Below are 24,788 nucleotides of genomic sequence, written 5' to 3'. Positions count from 1 at the left end.
AACCTCCTCTCCAAAACGCTTATGGGGTTAGCTGTCGGATTCGGGCTATGAGAGTAGCCCTACCTTTTAAAAAAGGATTCACCCCAAGTGACAATGCACAAATTTGGGTCCCCCACTTCTGACGAATTAAGCGATAACAGGTCAATATAATTTTCGGTTAAAGAGTATGATCGATAACATGTTTCTTTCATAACTATCCTTTGTTCTTAGATAATATACTCCCGTACAAATGGTTTGTAAAGCATTATTTTACGTAAACGATAAAATAGTACTTAAGGCGCTTTTAAGGGGAAAACAAAAGGCCTTCTGCCTGCTTACAGAAGACCTGCTTTCTTTAACTTTTTGCTTTTAAAACGGCTGCTAGCTTGTTTTTCGTTTGAGGACCATAAATGCCATCTACATCATAAGGAAGATACACAAGCTGAAAACGTCTGACTGCATCTTTCGTTTGTACTCCATATATTCCGTCTACTGACCCTACTTTAAAATTAACCGCGTTTAATGCTCTTTGAAGCTGTTTCACTGCTTCTCCAGAATCGCCTTGTTTTAAAATTCCATTGGGAAGTGGATATTGTTCAGAAGGTGGAGTTGGTGACGGTGTTGGAGATGGGTTTGGTGAAGTTCCTGAAGGAATAACAATTGTTTTTCCAACCTTTAGGGTTAAAGGATCCGAAAGCCCTGTATTTGCTTCTTGAAGCTCCTGTACTGTTATGCCGTACTTCTGTGCAACACTGTACAGCGTATCTCCTTGCTTAATTGTATACGTTTTTTCACCTGGTTCAGAAGGTGATGGATTTGGTGTCGGTGTTGGAGATGGCGATGGATTTGGAACTGCACGACGAGGTAAATTTAAATATACGGCAATTCCTTTTGCATACGATTCACCCATGCTTTTTAAAAAAGCTTCATTTTGAAGAAGTGCTGCATCGGCGCTCCTATCAATAAAAGCTATTTCAGTTAATACTGCAGGCATATTTGTTAAGCGAAGCACCGCATAATTGGCCGATTTTCGTCCGCGATTCGGATGATTATACGACAGCAGCGTTGGCTGTACTTGCCCGTGCACAATCGATTGAAACGTTTTACTAGCATTGCTAGCGCTTCTATAAACATAATCTTCGTATCCTGTTCCTCCACCGGCATTTACGTGAATAGACATAAATGCATCTGCTCCCCACGAGTTAGCTTGAGAAGCTCGCTGAGATAACGATAAAAAAGTATCTGTGGTACGGGTGGTTTTAATCGTAAAGTCACTGTAAGTGCTATTTAAATAGCTTATTAAATATTGTTGAATTTTTAACACTAAGTTTTTTTCATACAGTCCGCTTGCTCCAACTGCTCCTGCATCTGCCCCACCATGTCCTGCATCAAGATAGATTTTTTTCATATTACTTGTCCCTCCTTATTGTTAACATATGCATGAGGGAAAAAAGTGCTACGTATACTAGCCTACTTAGTGAAAAATTACTAAAAAAGGAGATTGAGACATAACGAAATCACTTCAATCTAAAAACGAACAAATAGGATAAATGCGCTAGTATGGATGGCTTGTTACATCGCTGTTGAATTCCGTGCAAGGCTTCGCTTTCCGCGGGGGGGCTGGTGAGCCTCCAATCAACTGCTAGAAGCAACTAAATAGATGAAATCTACGTTTACCCTACCAATAAAAAAATCCGCACAATTCATCGTGCGGTTCCCTCCCCCCTAACATACTTTTGGTCCAAATTCTATTCTGGTTGATTAAAGTATAGATCAGGAGGGTCTATTATTTATAACGTTAGGACCTATTTAAAAAGCAGAACGCCTACAACAATGAGAATAATCCAAATTGGAATGCTTATCAATATCCCTATCACTAAACCTTTAAAGAAATTTCCTTCTTTCATTTTTATTACATTCCTCTCCAACAGTATTTTCTAACGATACTATGATTGGCTGAAAACTCTCTGAAGTTATACTGAAATACAGTGCAGAGTGAACACATAAACAATCTCACTATCTGTTATACACTACTTTTACTTATAGATTCAATGAGACAAAAAGCTCATCCTTTTTGATTCATGTAAACAAATTCTTTCTTGTATGTAACAAAACAATAAAAAAGCTCCCTGTAAATTATACGACAGGCAGCTTTTTTATAAACAAGCTATATTATTCAATTTACGTATGCAGAATGTTATTTATTCATTGTGAAAAACAAAAAAAGTCGGAGAGAACGTACAAACGATCTCTCCGACTTTTAAAAATTAATATTGGCTCATGTATTGGTCACGTTCCCAAGGATGAACTTGTGTACGGAACATATCCCACTCGATTTCTTTCGCTTCAACGAAGTGCTCTGCTAAGTGTTCACCTAATGCAGAAACCATCACTTCGTTTGATTGGAAGCTATCTAAAGCTTGAGCTAATGTTGCAGGTAAATCTACGATACCTTCTTCAACACGCTCTTCTTTTGTCATTACATAGATATTACGATCAATAGGTTTTGGAGCTTCAAGATTGTTCTTGATTCCATCTAAACCAGCTTTTAATAGAACAGCCATTGCTAAATATGGGTTAGCAGCTGGGTCTACGCTACGTACTTCAACACGAGTTCCTACGCCGCGAGAAGCTGGGATACGGATTAATGGGCTACGGTTGCGAGCAGACCATGCAACATAACAAGGAGCCTCATATCCAGGTACTAGACGCTTATAAGAGTTTACAGTAGGATTTGTTACTGCTGTAAAGCTGTGTGCGTGCTTGATGATACCTGCGATAAATTGACGAGCAGTATCACTTAGCTCTAGATTACCGTTCTCATCATAAAATGCGTTTTGGCCATCTTTGAATAATGAAACGTTACAGTGCATACCTGAACCGTTCACACCAAATAATGGTTTTGGCATAAATGTAGCATGTAAGCCATGTTTACGTGCAATTGTTTTTACAACAAGTTTGAACGTTTGGATATCATCACAAGCTTTTAATGCAGCAGCATATTTGAAGTCGATCTCGTGTTGTCCAGGAGCTACCTCATGGTGAGATGCTTCAATTTCAAAGCCCATTTCTTCAAGCTCTAATACGATGTCACGACGGCAGTTTTCACCAAGGTCAGTTGGCGCTAAGTCGAAGTAGCCACCTTTATCATTTAATTCTAATGTAGGTTCGCCTTTTTCGTCTAATTTGAATAAGAAGAACTCTGGCTCAGGTCCAAGGTTAAAATCAGTAAATCCTAACTCTTCCATCTCTTTTAACACACGTTTTAAGTTATTACGTGGATCGCCATCAAACGGAGTTCTATCTGCATTGTAGATGTCACAAATAAAACGTGCTACTTTACCTTTTTCAGATGTCCAAGGGAAAATAACAAATGTATCAATATCCGGGAATAGGTACATATCTGATTCTTCAATACGTACAAACCCTTCAATAGAAGAACCGTCAAACATCATTTTGTTGTCTAACGCTTTTTCTAATTGACTTACTGGAATTTCAACGTTTTTAATTGTTCCTAAAATGTCAGTGAACTGAAGACGAATATATTTTACATTCTCTTCTTGAACTTTGCGGAAAATATCTTCTTTTGTGTACTTTGCCATCGTGTGATCCTCCCCTAAATCTCTATATAATATTTATAATCTATACCCCTCATATACGAACGGCATAAATATTGATAACTTTATTAATGAAAGAACCTGGACATATCTCCTTGATTTAAAGTTGCTCGATTAAAACGGCCTGCTTGCATAAGTTCTGCACGAAGCATTTTTCGCAACTCATCGTCCGTTAATTCTGGCTTTGCTGTTTCTGCCACAACTTTTTCTTCTTGCTTATGCCCTTTTTGCTCCTTTTGAAGATGAAACAGCTGTTTTACACCTGCTAAGTTTACACCTTGTTCGATTAGATCGCGGATTTCAAGCAGCTTATCAACATCGTTAAATGAGAATAGTCGTCGATTTCCCTCTGTTCTTACCGGTGCAACTAATTCATGTTCTTCATAGTAGCGAATTTGGCGAGCAGACAACTCAGTTAACTGCATCACAATTCCAATCGGGAAAAGTGGCGTATTTCTTCGAATGTTGTCACTCATTTCAGTTCCTCCTTTGGATTAACTATTTACATTGTATGCTATGTTAGTTCACCTGTCAACCGAATGTTAGTAATTCTAACATAAATTTTTCTGAACATTTTCTCTATACAAATAAATAGCACTTCGTTTATTTTTATAGCTTATTTTTTCCTTCTTAACGGGGAGAAATAATCTTTCTATCTTATAAAAGTTCTTTTGTCAGTAATTGATCTACCGCCATGCATATTGCTACTTTTACATGAGCATACGTTAATCCGCCCTGCACGTAAGCGACATAAGGCGGCCTGATAGGACCATCTGCCGTAAGTTCGAGGCTCGCTCCTTGTATAAACGTTCCTGCTGCCATAATCACATCATCTTCATACCCTGGCATATAAGCAGGATACGCCGTTACGTGTGAATTAATTGGCGAAGCGAATTGAATTGCCTGACAAAAAGCCACCATTTTATCGCGGTCATCAAACTGAACGGATTGAATTAAATCTGTTCGTTCACTGTCCCACTTCGGTTCACTTTGCATACCAAGCTCTTCAAACATAGCGGATGAGAAAACCGCTCCTTTTAAGGCTTGACCTACTACATGCGGCGCCAAGAAGAACCCTTGATACATTTCTTGCAAGCTATACAGCGTCGCTCCAGCTTCTGCACCGATTCCAGGAGTTGTCATTCGGTATGAACAAGCTTCCACTAGGTCTTTTCGTCCTGCAATATAGCCACCGATTTTAGCGAGACCTCCACCAGGGTTCTTAATAAGCGACCCCGCCATCAAATCTGCTCCTACATGCGTTGGCTCGATTGTTTCTACAAATTCACCGTAGCAGTTGTCAACAAATACAACAACGTCAGGCTTAATGCTCTTTACAAACGAAATCATTTCTTTTATTTGAGCGACTGTAAAAGAAGGACGAATGCCGTACCCTTTTGAACGCTGAATGCCTATCATCTTTGTATGCTCATGAATAGACGCTTTCACTTCTTCAAAATCCACTTGACCTTCCTCAGTTAAATCTACTGATTTATAGCTAATGTTATATTCTTTTAAAGAACCTACACCGCTTCCTCGTATGCCAACGATTTCTTCAAGCGTGTCATAAGGCTTTCCGGTTATATATAATAGTTCATCTCCAGGACGCAGTACACCAAACAGCGAAATGCCGATTGCATGCGTGCCTGAAATAATTTGCGGACGCACTAGACATGCTTCTGTTCCAAAAACGTCCGCATATACTTTCTCCAACGTATCGCGGCCTAGATCGTCGTAGCCATACCCCGTTGTCGGATTAAAATGTGAATCACTCACTCGGTTTTGCTGAAAGCTTTGCAGCACTCGAAATTGATTTGCTTCAATACGCTCGTCAATTTTCTCATGTACGGGCTTAATCTGCTTTTCTACTTTTGCAGCAAGTTCCCGAATGCGTGCCCCGTTTTTTAACTGATCAAACATCATTTCTTTGTTCCTCAACTTTCTTCAAGCGTTTGTAGCTTTTTGTAAAGGGGATGCTCTTTTGCAATATACCCTTTGCACTGATACTTCTCAGTTTCTTCATTGAACTTTAACGACTCAAGAATAGAGACCGTTTTTAGTTCAGCGAGCATTTTTCCTTCATAAGCCGGCAGCAGCACATGAAAAAACGCCATTTCTTTTTTCATTTCTTCTTGAATTCTTTCCCCAAGCTTCACTAAATCCGTAGCTTTAAAAGCGCTCATTGATAACGATGTTGAAGCGGATGGGACAAATAGTTCATGCTGCATATCTTCTTTATTGTAAACTGTCAGCATCGGAATGTCCGTTACGTTAAGCTCTTCTAGTAAGCGATGCACTGTTTTTTCGTGGTTGTTGTAATCTGGATTAGATGAATCTACCACGTGCAGAACAAGGTCAGCTTCAGTTACTTCTTCAAGTGTTGAACGGAACGCGGCTACTAACGTTGTTGGAAGATCTTGAATAAATCCAACCGTATCCGTTAACAGCGTGGTTAATCCTGACGGAAGCGTATACTGTCTTGTCGTTGGATCAAGAGTTGCAAACAGCTGATTTTCTTCAAAAATACCAGCTTCTGTTAAGCGGTTAAAGATCGTCGATTTACCAGCGTTCGTATAGCCCACAATTGCAATTTGATAGACATGATTACGCTTACGTCTTTCTCGATAACGTTCGCGGTGACTTACCACTGTCTTTAACTGACGCTTAATTTCATCAATTTTACGGCGAATATGTCTGCGGTCACTTTCAAGTTTCGTTTCACCAGGACCTCTTGTTCCAATTCCGCCTCCAAGACGCGACAAAGCGGTACCTTGTCCTACTAACCTAGGCAGCAGATAATTTAATTGAGCAAGTTCCACCTGCATTTTTCCTTCTCGCGTTTGAGCACGCTGTGCGAAGATATCCAAAATCAGCTGCGTGCGGTCAATAACACGCGCAGATAACCCTGCTGACAAATTGCGGATTTGACTCGGTGACAATTCATCATTAAATACAATTAAATCAGGCTCTAACTCTTCTTCAAGAGCTACAAGTTCTTCTACTTTCCCTTTTCCAATATAAGTAGCTGGATGAATGCGATCGCGCTTTTGCGTTAACCTTACCAGCACTTCGCCTTTTGCAGTCTCAGTTAAAGATGCTAGCTCATCCATTGAATATTCAAAACGTTCGTCATCGTCATGAAGCTGACATCCGACTAAAATTACGCGTTCAAGTTCAGTATTCATTTCTGCTGTCAAAGATTTTTCCTTCCCTTACTATTAAATTGACAAATCATTCATATCATATCAAAAAAATCTCCATTTCTCCATCTTTGCAAAAGAGACAGAATACATTGTCTTTTACTAGTTTAACACCCTTTTTAAAATCTATAAAACGATGATTAAAAAAACATTGAAATATCACGAAATTCTGTATACAATTTGAATTGGTTTACTTATCGAAATTTGAATCAGGCTGCCTGATTTTAAAATAATAGTCGCTACTTGGTGAAAACAGAATAAAGGGGATAGCATCATGACTTGGGACGTACTTAGCATTATTGGAACGATTGCTTTTGCAATCAGCGGAGCTTTCATTGCGATGGAAGAGGAATATGATATTTTAGGCGTTTACATACTCGGAATCGTAACGGCTTTTGGCGGAGGAGCCATTCGAAACCTGCTTATCGGTGTACCGGTGTCTGCCCTTTGGGAACAAGGACTCTTTTTTCAAATTGCTTTATTATCTATCACTGCCACTTTTTTATTTCCAAACAATATCTTAAAACATTGGAAGCGATGGGGAAACTTTTCGGACGCCATTGGCCTTGCAGCATTCGCGATTCAAGGAGCGCTTTATGCCACTCATATGAACCATCCGCTTAGCGCGGTTATTGTAGCTGCGGTCTTAACAGGAAGCGGCGGGGGGATTATCCGAGATTTATTAGCACGCCGAAAGCCTACTGTTCTTAAGGATGAAATTTATGCCGTATGGGCGATTATCGCAGGATTTAGCGTAGGGCTCCATATTACAAACACGCCTGTAGAACTTTATACGTTATTTATCTTGCTTGTAGGCCTTCGGATGTGTTCATACATTTACAAATGGCGCCTGCCGATTAAAACGATTCGACAACCAAATATGTAAAAAAAAGCCTTTCATGACGAAAGGCTTTTTTTTACAGCTGAATATCGCTTGACGTTAAAGTTAAAAGCTCGTTACGTTCAAAGCTTTCTTCTTCTAAAAGCCTCATGGATTGAGTACGTATGGAACGTTCAATAATGTTTCGCACATATCGACCGTTACTAAAATCCCTAGGCGTCTGATTGTACTTCACGTCCATAAAATGATCTTTTAGCTTTTTATAGGCCTCTGTACTAAACTGATACTGCCTGTCATTCATCATATGACCCGCAATGTCCATCAGTTCATTAACATCATAATCCGGAAAATCAAAAATAAACGGAAACCTAGAGCGCAGTCCTGGATTAAGACTTAAGAAATTTTCCATTTCTCTTGGATAACCAGCTAAAATCAATACAAACTTATCATTTGAATCTTCCATATGTTTGACCAATGTATCAATCGCTTCTTTTCCAAAATCTTTTTCTCCCCCTCTTGCAAGAGAATAAGCCTCATCGATAAATAAAATACCTCCAAGCGCTTTTTTTACAAGATCTCTCGTTTTCTGAGCGGTATGACCAATGTATTCTCCAACTAAATCTGCACGCTCTGCTTCAATTAAATGTCCTTTAGACAAGATGTTCATATTCAAAAATAATTTACCCAGCAGGCGGGCTACCGTCGTTTTCCCTGTTCCTGGATTTCCTTTAAACATCATATGCAGCGCCTGCTTTCCCGCTTTTAAGCCCTGTTCCTCTCTTTTTTTGTTAATATATAGCCACGCATATATTTCTTTTATCATTTTTTTCAATTCTTCCATTCCAACCAGTCCGCTCATTTCTCGTTCAATTTCCCGAAGCGGCTCATGATTTATCACAGCTTTTTTGGCAGGACGCGGAATTGATGTCGTATACGATTTTTCCTTTTTTGTTTCATTATTTAAAATGATATTAATTTGCCCATTATTTTTAAGAGTTATCGGCTGTTCCACCATGTTCACCTCTCGTTTCATCCCACTTCTCTGTATCGCATAGCTGCATGCGATGAACGATACGAAGACAATGATCTCTTATTACCGAAGAAATAATCGTCTATTATAAGGTTTATGTTCAATGAGTAAAAACAATGTTAAGAAACTTTTCTAAGCCTTTATTTACATAAAAAAAGCATCCGAATATGCGGATGCTTCTCTTTAATCTCTATTCAAGTTCTACTGTAATATTTTTATTTGGTACAAATGTCGAAATCGCATGTTTATAAATCAGCTGCTGTTTTCCTTCAGATTCAATTAGCACAGTAAAATTATCAAATCCTTTAATTAGTCCTCTTAATTGAAAACCATTTAAAAGAAATACCGTCACATAGATATTTTCTTTACGTAATTGATTTAAAAATTGATCTTGAATATTAACTGATTGTTTCATTATTCGGCCTCCTCGTTTCTCTATCTGTTTACTTAATTCGCTTCTTTCTTCAGCTTTCCTGCAATATATGTAAAAATTTCAGCAAACTTTTCGGGAAATTTGTCAACTTCCATCTCTATCCATTTTACAGGCATTTTATTTCGAAACCATGTTAACTGACGCTTTGCATATCTGCGTGAATTTTGTTTCAACTGTTCAACGGCTTCTTCGAGCGTACAGCGTCCCTCAAAATAAGCATAAAGCTCTTTGTAGCCGATAGCTTGAATTGATTGTACATCATGCAGACCACTTTCGTACAATGATTTGACTTCCTCAAGCAGTCCAGCCTGCATCATCATATCGACTCGGTGATTAATTCTCTCATATAATACGTCTCGATCCATTGTAAGTCCAATAATGGTTACATCGTATAATAACTCTTGCGACTGTTCTTTTGTATAGTCACTGAATTTTTTGCCGGTTACTTCATAAACTTCAAGCGCTCGAATTACACGGCGATGGTTATTTTTATGAATAGCAGCCGCACTGTCTGGGTCAATTTCTTTGAGCTTCTCATACAGGGGGTCAATGCCATGAGCTTTAATAAATACTTCCATTCGTTCACGAACTTTTTCATCACTAGGCGTTTCTGTGAACTGATAATCATAAATAACGGATTGAATATAAAGACCCGTCCCTCCAACAATCATCGGCATTTTTCCTCTAGCATGAATATCATCGATTTGTTTTCTTACAATCTCTTGAAATTCTGCCACAGAAAACGATTCATCCGGCTCCTTAATATCGATCAGGTAATGGGGAACACCCTGCATCTCTTCTTCTGACACCTTTGCTGTTCCGATATCCATCCCTTTATAAATTTGCATCGAATCACCTGAAATAATTTCTCCGTCTAACTGTTTGGCAAGTTCAATGCTTAATTTTGTTTTACCAACCGCAGTTGGTCCAATAATGACAATAAGTTTTGGTTTCTCTCCCGTCATAACAACACTACTTTCATCTATAGGCATTCACATCATTCCATTTTATCCAAATGGTCATGATTTATTCAACAAAGCGGCTAGCTGCAGCTAGCCGCTTTGCCTACATCACTCGCTTAAACATTTTTTCCATTTCATACGTCGAATGATGAATAATAATTGGTCGTCCGTGCGGACACGTAAATGGATCCGTTGTTTTTCTTAACGTTTCAAGTAAAGCAAAAATCTCATCGTTTCGCAAATGATGATTCGCTTTAATCGATCCTTTACAGCTCATCATAATAGCCGCTTCTTCTCGTAACTTCTCGATATTGACTCGTTTCATCGTAAAGATTTGCTGAATCATTTCTTCAATGGTTTCCTGTTCCTCTCCTTTTGGAAACCACTGCGGATGTGAGCGAACGATATAGGAGTTTTGTCCAAACGGTTCTAAAAAAACTCCTACTTCAGCAAGCATGTCTTTGTATTCTTCTAAAATCAAGGCTTCATTTCCCGAGAACTCCAGCGTAAGCGGCATAAGCAGTTCTTGAACTTCTGAATCTACTTCTCCAAGCTTTCGCTTAAAATATTCGTACTTAATTCTCTCCTGCGCCGCGTGCTGATCAATAATAAATAATCCTTTTTCATTTTGTGCCAAAATATACGTTCCGTGCATTTGTCCAATTGGGTACATCGCAGGAACACGCGGTTCTGGCTGCTCTTTAGCTGAACGGTTTGGTTCTGGAATAGGTGCGTTTTCTTCCACCGATTCTTCATAGTGTTCTATTTCTCGAAACGTTGGCTCAAGTTCTTCATCTTGACGTATGACCTCTGTTTTAACAGGCGGCATGATCTCGTCTACACGAGCGGTAGTCTCCTTAAAGCTAGGCTCGCGAACCGTATCAGACGGCTGATAGCCAGACGGTTTAGACTGATGATCAAATGTAAAGGTCTGCTGCTCAGTTGGCTGCACAGCTGATTTTGACTTGGTTGGTACTACAGCATCCGGAATTAACTGCTGCTTTTTAAAAGCAGCTTTTACTCCTTGTTCAATAAGCTCAAACAGCTCCGCTTCTTTACTTAAACGCACTTCTAGTTTCGCTGGATGAACATTCACGTCCACTAACAAAGGGTCCATTGTAATGGTTAAAAACACGATTGGAAAACGGCCGATAGGTAAAAGGGTATGATAGCCCTGCTGTACCGCTTTTAACAACCCGTAGTTTTTAACAAAACGACCGTTAATAATGGTGGACATATAGTTGCGAGAAGCTCGTGTAATTTCAGGAAGAGCAACGTAACCATTCACTTCATAATCAAGAGACTGAACGTTAATCGGAATCATTTTTTTAGCCACTGCCATTCCATAAATAGCTGCAAGCACTTGGCGCACATCTCCGCTTCCGTTCGTATACAGAAGCTGTCTTCCTTGATGCATCAGCCGAATTGAAACTTCAGGATGAGACATCGCAAGGCGATTGACGACATCCGTTACGTTACCAAGCTCCGTGTTTACCGTCTTCATATATTTTAAACGTGCAGGTGTGTTAAAAAATAGGTTTTCAATAACAAGTTCGGTACCTTTTCGGCTTGACGTTAATTCGTGATGAACGATTTCTCCGCCTCTAAGTTTAAGGTGAGTGCCGGCTTCTTCTCCCGTACTCGTTTTGAGTTCAAGCATTGAAACCGAAGCAATACTTGGCAAAGCTTCACCGCGAAATCCTAACGTTCGAATTCGAAATAAATCTTGTTCTGTTTTGATTTTACTTGTCGCATGTCTTTTAAAAGCGGTCAAGCAGTCTTCAGAAGCAATGCCGTCTCCATTATCCAATATACGAATTTTTGAAAGCCCAGCTTCTTCTAGTTCAATTTCAATAACTGTACTGTTTGCATCAATAGCATTTTCGACTAGTTCTTTCACCACCGAAGCAGGTCGTTCAACAACCTCTCCGGCAGCAATTTTATTTGAAAGTTCGTCTGAAAGCTGCACAATTTTACCCACAGACTCACTCCTCTCAATCTATTTCTTTTTTAATGATTTTTGCAGTTCATACATCGCATTCATTGCGTCTAAAGGCGTCATTTCTAAAATATCGAGCTCTTTTAAACGATCGATAATTGCTTTTTCACGTTTTGAAAGCGCAGGCTTTTCTTTTTTCTCTTCTATTTCAAAGAACGAAAGCTGATTGGCTTCATCTGCTTTTTTACGATCTGCACGTTCTTCTTGAACCAAAGAAGCACCTTCTTGTGGAACTTGTTGTGTTATCTCTTCTCTTTTTGGAGCCTGACGTACAGGTTCACGCTCAGAAAATTGTTCTAAATCGTGTAAGATGACGCGAGCTCTCTCCAGAAGCGGATCTGGAAGTTCTGCTAGTTCCGCTACGTGAATACCATAGCTTTTATCTGCGGCACCATCTTTGATTTTGTGTAAAAAGACGACTTTCCCATTTTTTTCAACCGCGCTTACATGAACATTTTTAAGCGCAGGAAGCGACTCATCGAGTACGGTTAATTCATGATAATGAGTAGAAAATAGTGTCTTACAGCCAATATGTTCATGAACGTATTCAATAATTGCTTGAGCAAGAGCCATTCCGTCATACGTAGACGTGCCCCGTCCAATTTCATCTAACAGAATCAGACTCGACTGAGTGGCATTTGTCACTGCATTCTTCGTTTCTAGCATCTCGACCATAAACGTACTTTGGCCTGAAATTAAGTCATCAGCCGCTCCGATACGCGTAAACACTTGATCAAAAATCGGCAGAACCGCTTCGTCAGCTGGCACAAAACAGCCAATTTGAGCTAATATCGCCGTTAAAGCGACCTGACGCATGTACGTACTTTTACCAGACATATTTGGTCCTGTAATCAGTAAAATTGAACTATCATCCGTCATTTGACAGTCGTTTGGCACATATTCCTGCGAATTCATTACTTTTTCTACTACTGGATGGCGTCCATTTTGAATCGAAATGTCTTCACTTGAAAAAATAGGCTTCGTGTAATGACGTTCTTCACTGATTTTTGCAAAGCACTGCAGTACGTCAAGCTCACTTACTTTTTTAGCAAGTTCTTGCAGCCTTGGAATATATGCTTTTACTTCTTCACGAATTTGTAAAAACAATTCATATTCCAGCTCTACAATTTTCTCTTCCGCTTCTAAAATCAGCGCTTCTTTTTCTTTCAGCTCAGGCGTAATAAAACGTTCTGCATTGGTTAACGTCTGTTTTCGTTCATACATTCCTTCAGGCAAAAGATGCAGATTTGCCCGCGTTACTTCTATATAATAGCCGAACACGCGATTATAACCAATTTTCAGTGAGCGAATCCCTGTTTTCTCACGCTCTTGCTGTTCAAGTGACGCAATCCACGTTTTTCCGTTTCGGCTTGCATCTCGGTATTGATCAAGCTGTTCATGATAGCCGTCATTAATAATGTCTCCTTCTTTAATTGACAAAGGAGGGTGCTCTTTTAATCCTCTTTCAAGAAGATTAGCTAATCGCTCACAAGGATCAATGTCTTCAACAAGCTTTGTGGCATAAGGATGATTCAAACGATTCACAACCTCTTGAATATGAGGCACATTTTGCAATGATTTTTTTAATTGAATTAAATCACGAGCATTTACATTCCCAAAAGCTACTCGACCAGCTAAGCGTTCTAAATCATATACGTCTTTTAGCAACTCACGCAGTTCTTCTCGTTCAAAAAACTGTTTCATTAAGACATCTACCATATTCAAACGATTATCAATATCCGCTTGTTTTAAAAGCGGACGGTCAATCCAATTTTTTAATAAACGGCCGCCCATTGCCGTAACGGTCTGGTCTAATAGCCATAGAAGCGAGCCTTTCTTTCCTTTTGAACGAATCGTTTCGGTTAACTCTAGGTTTCGCTTAGAGAACAAATCAATTTTCATATATTCATTGATTTGATAAAACTGCACGGGCTGTAAGTGCTCAAGCGAACGCTTCTGCGTGCGAGTTAAATACTGAAGAATACGCGCAAACGTTGTAATAAGCTTTTGCTGCTGAAGCGACTCTACTAAATAATCTAGTCCTTCTACTTGATCTGTACTATTCTCATAAGAAATGGTAATCGTCATGCGCTCTTTTAGTGTTTGTAATAAGTCAGCAGGAAACTCAGAGCTTACAACAACTTCTTTTGCTTCTTTTGCATAAATTTCTGAGACGATATCGTGAAACGAACTAACAAGCGTTACGCTGTTTTCTCCTGTAGACAAATCAGAAAGAGCAAGACCAAACGTTTGATCCTCGAACGCAGTAACAGAACAAATATAGTTATTTTCCTTTTCATGCAGTCCGCGTTCGTTCATCAGTGTTCCGGGTGAAATCACCTGCACCACTTCTCGCTTTACAACACCTTTTGCATGCTTAGGGTCTTCTACCTGCTCACAAATAGCTACTTTAAATCCCTTTTCAATTAAACGCTCGATATACGTAGGAGCAGAGTGATACGGAACCCCGCACATCGGAATTCGCTCTTGTCCTCCTCCGTCTCGACTTGTTAATGTTATTTCAAGTTCTTGAGAAGCTGTCGTAGCATCTTCAAAGAACATTTCATAAAAATCACCTAATCTAAAAAATAAAAAGGCATCTTGATACTCTGCCTTAATTCTCAAATATTGCTGTATCATTGGCGTATACGCTGCCATACTATTCCTCCATACCACATCTAGTTGTGCGTTTTTGCTACACGTATTATAACATAAGTCTTTCTTAAACTTAATTTATTCAAATAGAACAATCTTCAATTTCTTTTCATCAAACAAATAAAAAAGCTTCGGACGAAGGAAGAAGCTTGTCCGAAGCTTTTCATTATTTACTGCTGTTCAAATGACTATGCTTACGTCCGTATAAGAAGTAAACCACTAGCCCTAGTACAAGCCAAATTACGAAACTAATCCATGTTAACTTTGGAAGCTGAAGTGCTAAGTATAAACAGAACACAAAAGCTAAAATTGGAATCACCGGCACGAATGGTACGCGGAAACCAGTCGATTCTGAAGTTTGTTTTGATTTACGTAAATATAAAATTCCAATTGATACAGTCATGAAAGCAAAAAGAGTACCGATATTTGTTAACTCTGCTAATCTTCCTAATGGTACTAAACCAGAGAAGATAGATACTAGTAAACATGTAATCCACGTATTTACTACTGGCGTTTGTTTTTTCTCACTGATTTTTGAAAAAGGCTTCGGCAATAGACCATCTCGACTGATCGCATAAAATAAACGAGTTTGTCCATACATCATAACGAGTAATACCGTTGTAATACCAACAATTGCACCTAATGAAATAAATCCTGCTACCCAGTCTTGGTTAATGTAGCTTAAAGCAAATGCTACAGGGTTTTTGACATTTAATTCTGTATAAGGTACGATCCCTGTTAAGATAAGCGATACGACGATATAAAGGACTGTACAAATCGCAAGAGATGCAATGATTCCGATCGGCATATCTCGCTGAGGCTTACGTACTTCCTCGGCCGCTGTTGCTACAGCATCAAATCCAATGTAGGCGAAGAATACAGTTGCTGCTCCTGTCGCTACTCCCGAGAAACCAAACGGCATAAACGGCGTCCAGTTTTCTGGCTTAACATAGCTAACTCCTACTACGATAAACAGAAGTACAACAGCCAGTTTAATAATAACCATGATAGCATTAAAACGTGAAGATTTTTTTACTCCTTGTGTTAAAAGCAAGGTAATTAAGAAAACAATCATAATTGCTGGAATATCAACGTACGTGCCGTTTGCAGGATTGTATGCACTTGTTAAAGCTTTTGGAAAATGTATGCCAAACCCTGCTAACAATCCTTGGAAATATCCCGACCATCCGCTCGCTACAGCAGAAGAAGCAAGACCGTATTCCAAGATCAGATCCCACCCTAAAATCCAAGCGATTAATTCACCAAATGTTGCATAACTGTAAGTGTATGCACTTCCTGAAACGGGAACTGTTGAGGCAAACTCCGCATAACAAAGAGCTGCAAACACACACGCAAGTCCTGACATAATGAAAGATATAACTAAAGCTGGACCGGCATGTTCAGCGGCGGCTACGCCCGTTAATACAAAAATTCCGGTTCCGATAATGGCTCCAATTCCTAACATTGTTAAATCGAAAGCGCCTAAATCCTTTTTTAATTTAACACCTTTAGAGTTGGTTTCACTAATTAACGTTTGAATTGATTTTTTACGAAATAAGCTCATAGTAAACCCCCAAAAAATACTTATCTGATATAACTAAATTTTCTGAAAATTAATGCATTATTTTCTTTAGATTTACTATACACTGCGCATTCGACAAAAAGCAATATATTTTTTTATTTTTATAAGAATTTTCTTAAAATAGTAAAAATAAAAAAACTAGGAAGAACTTCTTCCTAGTTACTCATCGTCTCCTAATATAAAATCAGGATCTAAATCTTCAAATTCATCGTCATCTACGTCTAAATCAAACTCGTCTTCATCATCGCAGCCTTTCGGATTTACTGCAACACAAACCTTGGTTTCGCCAATCACTTCCGCCAACAATTCTCTCTCTACTTGAACAATCGTTTTATTGCCATTTGGTGAAATTGTGCACTCTAGGCAATTTGGCTGCTGCAGCACGCGAACAATTACTTCGTAATCGTCTCCAATCGAATCTTCGTCTTTATAGCGCAGCTTAATATTATCTTTGTATGATACGGTTTCCGTCCAAACTTCGGTTTTTGTATTATTATTGTAAGAATACCAGATGTTAATATCATATCTGCCGTCAACTTCTACATTGCTGCCGCTTTTCTTTGCTTTGTACTCATGGTTAATCACCCAGCATCCTAAGATGCTTGTTGGTCGATTTTTCGGTGCAAGCGTATGAGACGATTGTGTAAACTTGCGACCTTTACCTACGACTGCTTTTGTAATAATTTCTCTATAGTGTTGTGACATGTGAGCATACCCTCCTCAAACTATCTTCATTTCATCCTATGCAGGCTCATTCACTTGTTTGCACATTATTTTTAAGAAACTAGGTTTAAGGCATAAAAAACCTATGTTCCATTGTATGCAAGGATATAGAAAAACGTGACAATTATTAGAGAGAAAATCTGCCCAATTTTCATGCCACATAATGCACACGTGATGCACAAAAAAATGCCTCAGCAATTTGCTAAGGCATTTTTTCTTTATGAGCAGCTAGATCCAGGGCTGTTTCGCACCTGTGAACCTGTTTCACCACGCAGTAAATCACCATCTGTTGACACAATAATTTCATCTGTTACTGTGTTTGAAATAGTGTTAGCGACAAGTTGAAGCAAATCATTCACGTTTATTTGAGACTCTTGAAACTGCTGAATAATCGGCAGTTCATCCAGTTCTTCCTGTAAACGATCGATTTTTGCCTCCACTTGTTTTAACGCTTCTGTTTTACCATAATGTTGGAAATTAACAGCTTGTTTTTGCAAACTTTTAATGCTTGCAATGGTTTCACGCACTTTTTGATTTTCGTTAAGCTGAGCTTCGGCACGCTTGAAGAAATCTACTTCTTCCGTTTCAGCAATCATTTTTGCCAGCTCTTGAGCACGTTTAATTACGTCACTCTTGTTATACTGCGCCATATTACTTCACCTCTGCTGTTTCTTCTACCATTTCCCCGTTTAATGTCCATGTTTTGGCTTTTGTAACTTTTACTTTTACAAGTTGCCCAATCACTGACTTAGGTGCTTTGAAGTTTACAAGCTTACTTTTTTCCGTGTAGCCTGCTAGTACTTCCGGATTATTTTTACTTTCACCTTCTACTAATACTTCGACAACTTTACCTTCATATTCCTTCAATTTCTTTGCAGAAATTTCATTTACAAGAGCATTTAAACGCTGAAGACGCTCTTTTTTCACTTCCATTGGTACGTTGTCTTGCATCTTAGCAGCCGGCGTACCTTCACGAGGTGAATAAATAAACGTATAAGCACTATCAAATTCAACCTCACGATATAGCGACATTGTTTCTTCAAACTGCTCATCCGTTTCATTTGGGAAACCAACAATAATATCAGTTGTTAATGATGCCGTTGGAATGGCTTCTTTAATTTTACGAACAAGCTCTAAATAATGTTCACGAGAATATTTTCGTGCCATAATTTTTAAGATATCACTGCTTCCTGATTGAACAGGCAAGTGAATGTGATCGACAAGATTTCCACCTTTAGCAAGAACTTCAATTAAACGATCATCAAAGTCACGAGGATGACTTGTTGTAAAACGGATACGAGCAACGTCAATTTTACGGATTTCGTCCATTAAGTCGCCTAAGCCGTACGTCATGTCTTCAAAATCTTTTCCGTATGCATTAACGTTTTGGCCTAGAAGCGTAATTTCTTTGTAGCCTTGAGCAGCTAAATGACGTACTTCTTGGATAATATCTTCTGGACGGCGGCTTCGTTCTTTTCCTCGCGTATACGGAACGATACAGTACGTACAGAACTTGTCACAGCCGTACATGATGTTAACCCATGCTTTGACGCTGCCTTTACGTGCTCTTGGAAGGTTTTCAATAACGTCCCCTTCTTTAGACCATACTTCAATCACCATTTCTTTTGCTAAGTATGCTTCGTTCAAAATGTGAGGCAAACGGTGAATGTTATGTGTACCAAAAATCATATCCACGTGCTGATGTTTTTGTAAAATTTTATTTACAACTGACTCTTCTTGAGACATACATCCGCAGACGCCGATTAATAGCTCAGGACGCTCGCGCTTTAAGGCCTTCAAGTGTCCTAATTCACCAAACACTTTATTTTCCGCATTTTCACGGATCGCACACGTATTCAATAAAATAACATGAGCATCTTCAACAGAGTCAGTCGGCTCGTAGCCAAGGCCTAGAAAAATACCAGCCATTACTTCTGTATCGTGCTCATTCATTTGACAGCCGTACGTACGGATATAAAACTTACGTCCCTGTCCCATTCCATGAAACTGTTCATCGATTGCAAAATCGTTGTGATAGGAAACTTCTTCTTTTCCTCGTTTTTTCGCATCTTTTAAAGAAGGTGGCATGTATACTGTTTGAAAATATTTGCTGTAATCCTTTTCGGATTTTTTGTCCGCTGGATTAACTTGGTTGCTTTCTAAACGTTGTTTTTCGTTCATAAAAAAATCTCCTTTCGCCATGACAATTGTCACGTTGCACCTGTAAATCGCAAAAAAATGTGACAGCCTTATGCTTATGCATAAAACTCATCACATTAACATAGTATATAACTTTCAAGTAGCGAACACAATCATATACCTATTTTCTATACCTATGACTATGAAAAAATCCGAACGAGCTGAATTCTCCATTAAGAATCTCAATTTACCGTTCGGATTTTCCCTCTACTAAACTGCTTTTATTGCAGCCTCTTTTACATAAATTCAGCCACTAGCTCATCAAATTTTTCCTCAGTCATACCTAAGTCTGCTTTTGACAGCGGCTCTTCACTATAGCCGTGAACAAGCTGCTGATACGACGGCTGATGCGCATTTTGATAAATAAGCCCTGTTACTAAGCCATTATGCTCCATTAACGTCTGCATAGCTTGCATACGATTGTTTGCATCATAACCTTCAATTGTGCTAAGACTAGTTAGATTTTCTTTAAACCAATCATACGTGTTCACTTTGTTATACGTTACGCACGGGCTAAATACGTTAATTAAAGAAAAACCTTTATGCTGAATGCCTTGTTCAATTAAGCTTGTTAACTCTTTTAAATTCGTTGAAAAGCTTTGCGCTACAAACGTTGCTCCAGAAGTTAACGCCAGCTCCATGACAGATAAAGACGACTCGATTGATCCTTCAGGCGTACTTTTTGTCTTGAATCCTACTTCACTGCGAGGAGATGTTTGTCCTTTTGTTAAACCATAGATTTGGTTATCCATTACGATATACGTTACATCGATGTTTCGGCGAATCGCATGTACCGTGTGTCCCATACCGATAGCAAACCCATCTCCATCACCGCCAGATGCGATAACGGTTAAGTCACGATTAGCCATTTTTACACCTTGAGCGATTGGAAGCGCACGTCCGTGAATACCGTGAAAACCATATGAATTAATATAACCAGAGATACGTCCAGAACATCCAATACCTGAAATAACAGCAAGCTCATGAGGTTCTAAACCTACGTTAGCAGATGCGCGTTGAATGGCTGCTTGTACGGAGAAATCTCCACACCCCGGACACCAGTTAGGTTTTACACTGTTACGAAAATCTTTAAACGTTGCCATTTAACACAAACATCTCCTTACTTTTTGCGTATACTTCTTGCGGAAGAAATGGATTTCCATCGTACTTCAATACGCTTTGAATTTTATCATGACTTGCGATATTCATTTTTAAAATATTAGCAAGCTGTCCAGTAGCATTGTTTTCAACGACGACTACTTTTTTAGCTCCTTGCACGTAAGGAAGCAGTTCGTCAGCTGGGAAAGGATGAATCAAACGAATGTGAGCATGGTTGACTTTTATACCATCCTGTTCCAAACGTTCCATTGCCTCTTCAATGACTCCACGCGTCGAATTAAATCCAACAAATAAAATATCAGACTCTTTTTCTTGAGAGTGAACATGAATTGGCGTATTAAAACGAATTCCTTTTGTTTTACGAAGACGCTTATTCATTTGATCATCGCGGTTCACCGGAGATTCAGATGGCTTTCCTGTCTCATCATGTTCTACTCCCGTTACGTGATGAATGCCATGCTTCATTCCTGGAATGACGCGTGGTGATACGCCGTCTTCTGTTACGCGGTAGCGCTTGTAGTATTGTTTTTCTTCCAACTCTTCTAGCTCTCCTTGCTGAAGCTTGCCGCGGCGGATTTCAACGCGGTTATAGTCAAGCGGTTCTACCGACTGTTTCCCAAGTGAAAGCTGTAAATCCGTTAGCATAATAACTGGACACTGATATTCTTCTGCTAAGTTAAACGCTTCAATCGTATCGTAGAATGCTTCTTCAACCGTACTTGGCGCCATGACGATCTTCGGAATTTCACCGTGCGTACCGTAAATCATAGCCATTAAGTCAGACTGTTCTTGCTTAGTTGGAAGCCCTGTACTTGGACCGCCGCGCTGCGTATCAATAATCACAACAGGCTGCTCAGTGATGCCCGCTAATCCAATCGACTCCATCATTAATGATAGACCAGGTCCAGCTGATGCTGTCAGCGCACGTACGCCTGCATAGTTAGCTCCGATAGCCATCGTACATGCTGCGATTTCATCTTCTGTTTGAATAACGGTTCCACCGAATTGAGGAAGCTTTTTAATTAAGTATTCCATGATTTCTGAAGCAGGGGTAATTGGATATGCTGGCATAAAACGAGCCCCACCGGCTAAAGCACCTAGTGCAATCGCATCGTTTCCAATCATAAACATACGTTTTTTACCATCCGCTGGATCTAGTTTCATTGTTTCTAATTGTTCGCCTAACTGTTCACGAATGTAATCTGCACCTTTTTTAATAGCTTCCATGTTTTTTTGTACAACTTTTTGGCCCTTTTTACCGAAGATTTCAAGCACTACTTCTTCAAATATTTCTGTGTCAATATGAAGCACAGCACTTGAAGCGCCTACAGCAACCATGTTCTTCATTAGCGACGTTCCTAGTTCCGTTGCAATTTCTGTAAACGGAACAGCGTATAGCGTAGCAGTTGTACATGTTTCGGGCAGACTTGGGTTGAATTTCGCATCTGCAATTACAACGCCTCCTACGCGCAGCTCATGGACGTTTACATCGATTGTTTCCTGATCGAACGCAACTAAAATATCTAAATCATCTGACACAGATCGAACCTGAGTTGTACTCACTCGGATCTTATTATTTGTATGTCCACCTTTGATACGAGAAGAAAAATGACGATAGCCGTATAAGTAATAACCTAATCGATTTAAAGCGGTTGAAAAGATTTCTCCCGTGCTTTCGATTCCCTCACCCTGCTGTCCGCCAACTTTCCATGAAAGTTGCTGTACCATAAATCAACGCCACTCCTTTAATTGCTCTTAATATAGAAATCTATTTTATTGATAAAAACTGAAAAAAGTAAATTAGCAAACGATTTCATTTGCTTCTGCATTTCACGAACCAAAATCATTCGCAAAACTCCCACAGCACCTTGTCGCTGTACAGGATACGTTTCTGCTTGAGCAGCTCCATAATCCGTTTTCAATTTTATTCCGATTGCCAGAAAAATGCAACCCTTTCCATTGAATTCTCAATCGTTTTAATTATATTTATATTTAATGAATAAGATGAAGTTTTTTAATGATCTTTTCTGTCTTCAAATGAGGCATTAGTATATAAATATCTTCTATAAAAAAAGAGCTTTCCCAAGAAGAAAAAGCTCTTTTTTTATTAGCTGCATACACGATCAGCAAAGTTTTGAAACAGAAAACGTTTTACCTGCTCCTCAGTGTAATGCTTAAGGAGTTCTTCGATTAAATTCGTATACTGTTCATATCTTCCGAGACGATGAACCGTTTTGTCAATGCCGTCAAAGTCAGAGCCAAAACCAACGGAGTATTCGCCTCCTCTTTCACACATGTAATCAAGGTGACGGATCACATCCGCTATTTGCGCTTTGGCAGAGCTCGTTAAAAATTCAGGGACAAACGTAATGCCAATCACGCCGTTTCGCTTTATTAAAGCATGAATTTGATCGTCTCTTAAATTCCGGGGATGAGAACACAATACGTGTGAATTGGAATGAGTAGCCACTACATATTGCGCTAGCTCAATCACATCCCAAAAACCTCTTACCGATAAATGAGAGACATCCGTCCACACTTTATGTTCATTATTCAATTCAACAACTTCTCTTCCAAAAGAAGATAACCCCGCGCCTCGAGGTTCTAAAATACCGTCACATACAGCATTGCTGTAATTCCATGTCAAGCCTACTGAACGTACACCCAGTGAAAAAAGTGTCTTTAAGCGAACTAAACTTGTATCAATGACATCGCACCCTTCAAGCGTCAGCATGGCTCCAAGTTCACCTTTTTTCAAGCTATCTATATCGTGCTTTGAACGAACCCATTTTACACCGGGAAGCGATAAAATATGACTCTGAAACAGCTGAATCATTTCTAACACAACATCAAAGCGCTGAGCTGCCGGAACCGCTTCTGGAATATAAATAGCGAATAGCTGAACTTTCCCTTTTGCTTTTTTTATGCCTTCTAACGTAACATGCAGCGCTGAATCATATGTAAAAGATAAACGTTTATTTAACCAGAGCTTCATTAATACATCGCAATGAGCATCAAATATCACAACCAACACCCCTTTAACTCTATACAAAAAGGACCTGTTTGGCTTCTATGCTTTACAGGTCCGTGGTTTTTATAATTATCGCGGCTCTACAATTAATTTAATGGCTGTTCGCTCTTCTCCATCAATTTGAATATCTGTAAAAGCTGGGATGCAGATTAAATCAACCCCACTTGGTGCAACGAACCCTCTTGCGATTGCTACAGCTTTTACTGCTTGATTAAGTGCCCCGGCCCCAATGGCTTGAATTTCTGCTGCGCCGCGTTCGCGCAGCACGCCTGCTAAGGCACCAGCAACTGAATTTGGATTAGACTTTGCTGAAACTTTTAATATTTCCATATCTAGCTCCTCCTTATTCTTTACAATGTATGATGAGAGATCATTAGACCAATGACTTAATTGATTTCAATGTTACTATATTCACGATATGTCAAACGTATTCCTGCTTGTTTTTCCTAAATATTCAAAAACTTATATTTCTACACCTTTCTTTTTTCTTTTTACGTTTTTGACAAAATAAAAAAGCCAATGTATTGCCTTTCGACACATTGACTTTTTCCCTTTATTCAAAAAACGGATGATCTTCGTTAATTAAAATTCGCTCTGTTTTTGTTGCTTTCCCCGTCTTTTGATCAATATCAATAACGATTCCACTAAGCTGCGTTCTTCCTTCTTTTGGCACTTCAAATCGAACAGGAAGAGACGTTAAAAAACGCTTAATAACTGCTTCGCGCTCCATCCCTAAAATGCCGTCATAAGGTCCCGTCATTCCTACGTCAGAGATGTAGGCTGTTCCTTTTGGCAATATACGATTGTCAGCTGTTTGAACATGCGTATGAGTGCCGACAACAGCGCTGACACGACCGTCCACATACCAGCTAATCGCTTGCTTTTCACTTGTTGTTTCAGCATGAAAATCAATAAAAATAAGCGGAGTGCGCTGGCGTGCTTCTTCAATTAATTCATCTGCTTTTTGAAATGGACAATCGAGCGGAGCCATAAACGTACGCCCTTGTAAATTAATCACGGCTACCTCAAGCTGATTGTACGTAAAATACGTAATTCCTTTGCCAGGTGTACCTTCAGGAAAATTTGCTGGACGAACAAGATTTTTTGCATCGTCAATAAAATCAAAAATTTCACGTTTGTCCCACGCATGGTTACCAAGAGTAATAATGTTAGCCCCTGCTTGTAAGAACTGACGATAAATCTTTTCGGTAATTCCTTTTCCTGAAGCTGCATTTTCTCCATTCACAATTGTAAGTCCCGGAGAGTATTTTCTTTTTAATCTCGGTAAATATTCTTCAACCATTTCACGGCCTGGAGAACCAACTACGTCTCCAATAAATAAAATTCTCATGTAAAAGCTCCTATACTTCATTCTTAATCTGCATCTTCATCTCTACGAAAAAAAATAAAGTGGCGAA

Annotated in this window: 21 protein-coding genes and 1 riboswitch; of the genes, 1 reads left to right on the top strand and 20 read right to left on the bottom strand. The window is 39.2% G+C overall.

The genetic code is table 11. The features are described 5' to 3' along the window. Position 1: 1 nt before the first annotated feature. Positions 2-143, bottom strand: a riboswitch (cyclic di-AMP (ydaO/yuaA leader). A 191-nt stretch (positions 144-334) separates the two neighbouring features. The 5 genes from SCI76_RS20060 to hflX all read right to left on the bottom strand — a co-directional run bounded on the left by SCI76_RS20060 (position 335) and on the right by hflX (position 6,793). Next, a complete protein-coding gene (locus tag SCI76_RS20060) occupies positions 335-1,387 on the bottom strand; it encodes an N-acetylmuramoyl-L-alanine amidase (protein ID WP_048019868.1) in 1,053 nt (350 codons plus the stop codon). 859 nt (positions 1,388-2,246) lie between these two features. Continuing rightward, positions 2,247-3,581, bottom strand: coding sequence for a type I glutamate--ammonia ligase (glnA, locus tag SCI76_RS20055; RefSeq protein WP_013084732.1), 1,335 nt, complete (start codon positions 3,579-3,581; stop codon positions 2,247-2,249). 83 nt (positions 3,582-3,664) lie between these two features. Next, positions 3,665-4,072 carry a MerR family transcriptional regulator gene (locus SCI76_RS20050; RefSeq protein ID WP_014458504.1) on the bottom strand — a complete coding sequence of 136 codons (408 nt, stop codon included), beginning with the start codon at positions 4,070-4,072 and terminating at the stop codon, positions 3,665-3,667. Positions 4,073-4,253: 181 nt separating this feature from the next. Beyond that, on the bottom strand, positions 4,254-5,516 hold the full coding sequence (locus SCI76_RS20045) for a methionine gamma-lyase family protein (protein WP_033579808.1): 1,263 nt from the start codon (positions 5,514-5,516) through the stop codon (positions 4,254-4,256). 14 nt (positions 5,517-5,530) lie between these two features. After that, positions 5,531-6,793 (bottom strand): GTPase HflX, encoded by a 1,263-nt coding sequence (hflX, locus tag SCI76_RS20040; RefSeq protein WP_080968623.1) that lies wholly within the window; start codon positions 6,791-6,793, stop codon positions 5,531-5,533. A gap of 277 nt (positions 6,794-7,070) precedes the next feature. Here hflX and SCI76_RS20035 point away from each other — a divergent pair, with 277 nt between their 5' ends. Then, complete coding sequence (locus SCI76_RS20035) at positions 7,071-7,682, top strand: trimeric intracellular cation channel family protein (RefSeq protein ID WP_013058789.1); 612 nt, start codon at positions 7,071-7,073, stop codon at positions 7,680-7,682. A gap of 31 nt (positions 7,683-7,713) precedes the next feature. Here the strand turns inward: SCI76_RS20035 and spoVK are convergent, their stop codons facing one another. The 15 genes from spoVK to SCI76_RS19960 all read right to left on the bottom strand — a co-directional run bounded on the left by spoVK (position 7,714) and on the right by SCI76_RS19960 (position 24,721). After that, positions 7,714-8,670, bottom strand: a complete 957-nt coding sequence (gene spoVK, locus SCI76_RS20030) for a stage V sporulation protein K (RefSeq protein ID WP_016765353.1) — start codon at positions 8,668-8,670, stop codon at positions 7,714-7,716. Between the two features lie 187 nt (positions 8,671-8,857). Continuing rightward, positions 8,858-9,082, bottom strand: coding sequence for an RNA chaperone Hfq (gene hfq, locus SCI76_RS20025; RefSeq protein ID WP_013058791.1), 225 nt, complete (start codon positions 9,080-9,082; stop codon positions 8,858-8,860). A 32-nt stretch (positions 9,083-9,114) separates the two neighbouring features. Further along, the gene (gene miaA, locus SCI76_RS20020) at positions 9,115-10,065 is read right to left on the bottom strand and encodes a tRNA (adenosine(37)-N6)-dimethylallyltransferase MiaA (RefSeq protein ID WP_048019986.1); all 951 of its coding nucleotides are present in this window, start codon (positions 10,063-10,065) and stop codon (positions 9,115-9,117) included. Between the two features lie 100 nt (positions 10,066-10,165). Beyond that, the gene (gene mutL, locus SCI76_RS20015; RefSeq protein ID WP_028411376.1) at positions 10,166-12,043 is read right to left on the bottom strand and encodes a DNA mismatch repair endonuclease MutL; all 1,878 of its coding nucleotides are present in this window, start codon (positions 12,041-12,043) and stop codon (positions 10,166-10,168) included. Positions 12,044-12,061: 18 nt separating this feature from the next. Further along, positions 12,062-14,719 carry a DNA mismatch repair protein MutS gene (mutS, locus tag SCI76_RS20010; protein ID WP_028411377.1) on the bottom strand — a complete coding sequence of 886 codons (2,658 nt, stop codon included), beginning with the start codon at positions 14,717-14,719 and terminating at the stop codon, positions 12,062-12,064. A gap of 163 nt (positions 14,720-14,882) precedes the next feature. Then, on the bottom strand, positions 14,883-16,280 hold the full coding sequence (locus SCI76_RS20005; RefSeq protein WP_048019867.1) for an amino acid permease: 1,398 nt from the start codon (positions 16,278-16,280) through the stop codon (positions 14,883-14,885). Between the two features lie 177 nt (positions 16,281-16,457). Then, positions 16,458-17,003: an outer spore coat protein CotE gene (locus SCI76_RS20000; RefSeq protein WP_013058796.1), complete on the bottom strand. Its 546-nt coding sequence runs from the start codon at positions 17,001-17,003 to the stop codon at positions 16,458-16,460. Positions 17,004-17,239: 236 nt separating this feature from the next. Then, complete coding sequence (locus tag SCI76_RS19995) at positions 17,240-17,671, bottom strand: RicAFT regulatory complex protein RicA family protein (protein WP_013058797.1); 432 nt, start codon at positions 17,669-17,671, stop codon at positions 17,240-17,242. A 1-nt stretch (position 17,672) separates the two neighbouring features. After that, positions 17,673-19,202 (bottom strand): tRNA (N6-isopentenyl adenosine(37)-C2)-methylthiotransferase MiaB, encoded by a 1,530-nt coding sequence (gene miaB / locus SCI76_RS19990; protein ID WP_025601388.1) that lies wholly within the window; start codon positions 19,200-19,202, stop codon positions 17,673-17,675. Between the two features lie 254 nt (positions 19,203-19,456). Further along, positions 19,457-20,323, bottom strand: coding sequence for a 2-oxoacid:ferredoxin oxidoreductase subunit beta (locus tag SCI76_RS19985; RefSeq protein WP_013058799.1), 867 nt, complete (start codon positions 20,321-20,323; stop codon positions 19,457-19,459). Further along, entirely contained in the window at positions 20,310-22,067 is a 1,758-nt protein-coding gene (locus tag SCI76_RS19980; RefSeq protein ID WP_048019866.1) for a 2-oxoacid:acceptor oxidoreductase subunit alpha, read from the bottom strand. Before SCI76_RS19980 ends, SCI76_RS19985 begins: the two co-directional genes overlap by 14 nt. Positions 22,068-22,084: 17 nt before the next feature. After that, positions 22,085-22,261, bottom strand: a complete 177-nt coding sequence (locus SCI76_RS19975; protein WP_014458494.1) for a hypothetical protein — start codon at positions 22,259-22,261, stop codon at positions 22,085-22,087. A 185-nt stretch (positions 22,262-22,446) separates the two neighbouring features. Continuing rightward, complete coding sequence (locus SCI76_RS19970; protein WP_048019865.1) at positions 22,447-23,364, bottom strand: dipeptidase; 918 nt, start codon at positions 23,362-23,364, stop codon at positions 22,447-22,449. Positions 23,365-23,439: 75 nt separating this feature from the next. Further along, positions 23,440-23,700: a stage V sporulation protein SpoVS gene (gene spoVS, locus SCI76_RS19965; RefSeq protein WP_003181955.1), complete on the bottom strand. Its 261-nt coding sequence runs from the start codon at positions 23,698-23,700 to the stop codon at positions 23,440-23,442. Between the two features lie 223 nt (positions 23,701-23,923). After that, positions 23,924-24,721 (bottom strand): TIGR00282 family metallophosphoesterase, encoded by a 798-nt coding sequence (locus SCI76_RS19960; protein WP_028411380.1) that lies wholly within the window; start codon positions 24,719-24,721, stop codon positions 23,924-23,926. Positions 24,722-24,788: the final 67 nt, after the last annotated feature.

Origin of the sequence: Priestia sp. HNGD-A6 (genome assembly GCF_045784335.1) — a bacterium.
GTDB classification, from domain to species: domain Bacteria; phylum Bacillota; class Bacilli; order Bacillales; family Bacillaceae_H; genus Priestia; species Priestia zanthoxyli.
Note: the sequence above shows the minus strand (reverse complement) of the source record. Positions and strands in the feature narration are given on the sequence as shown.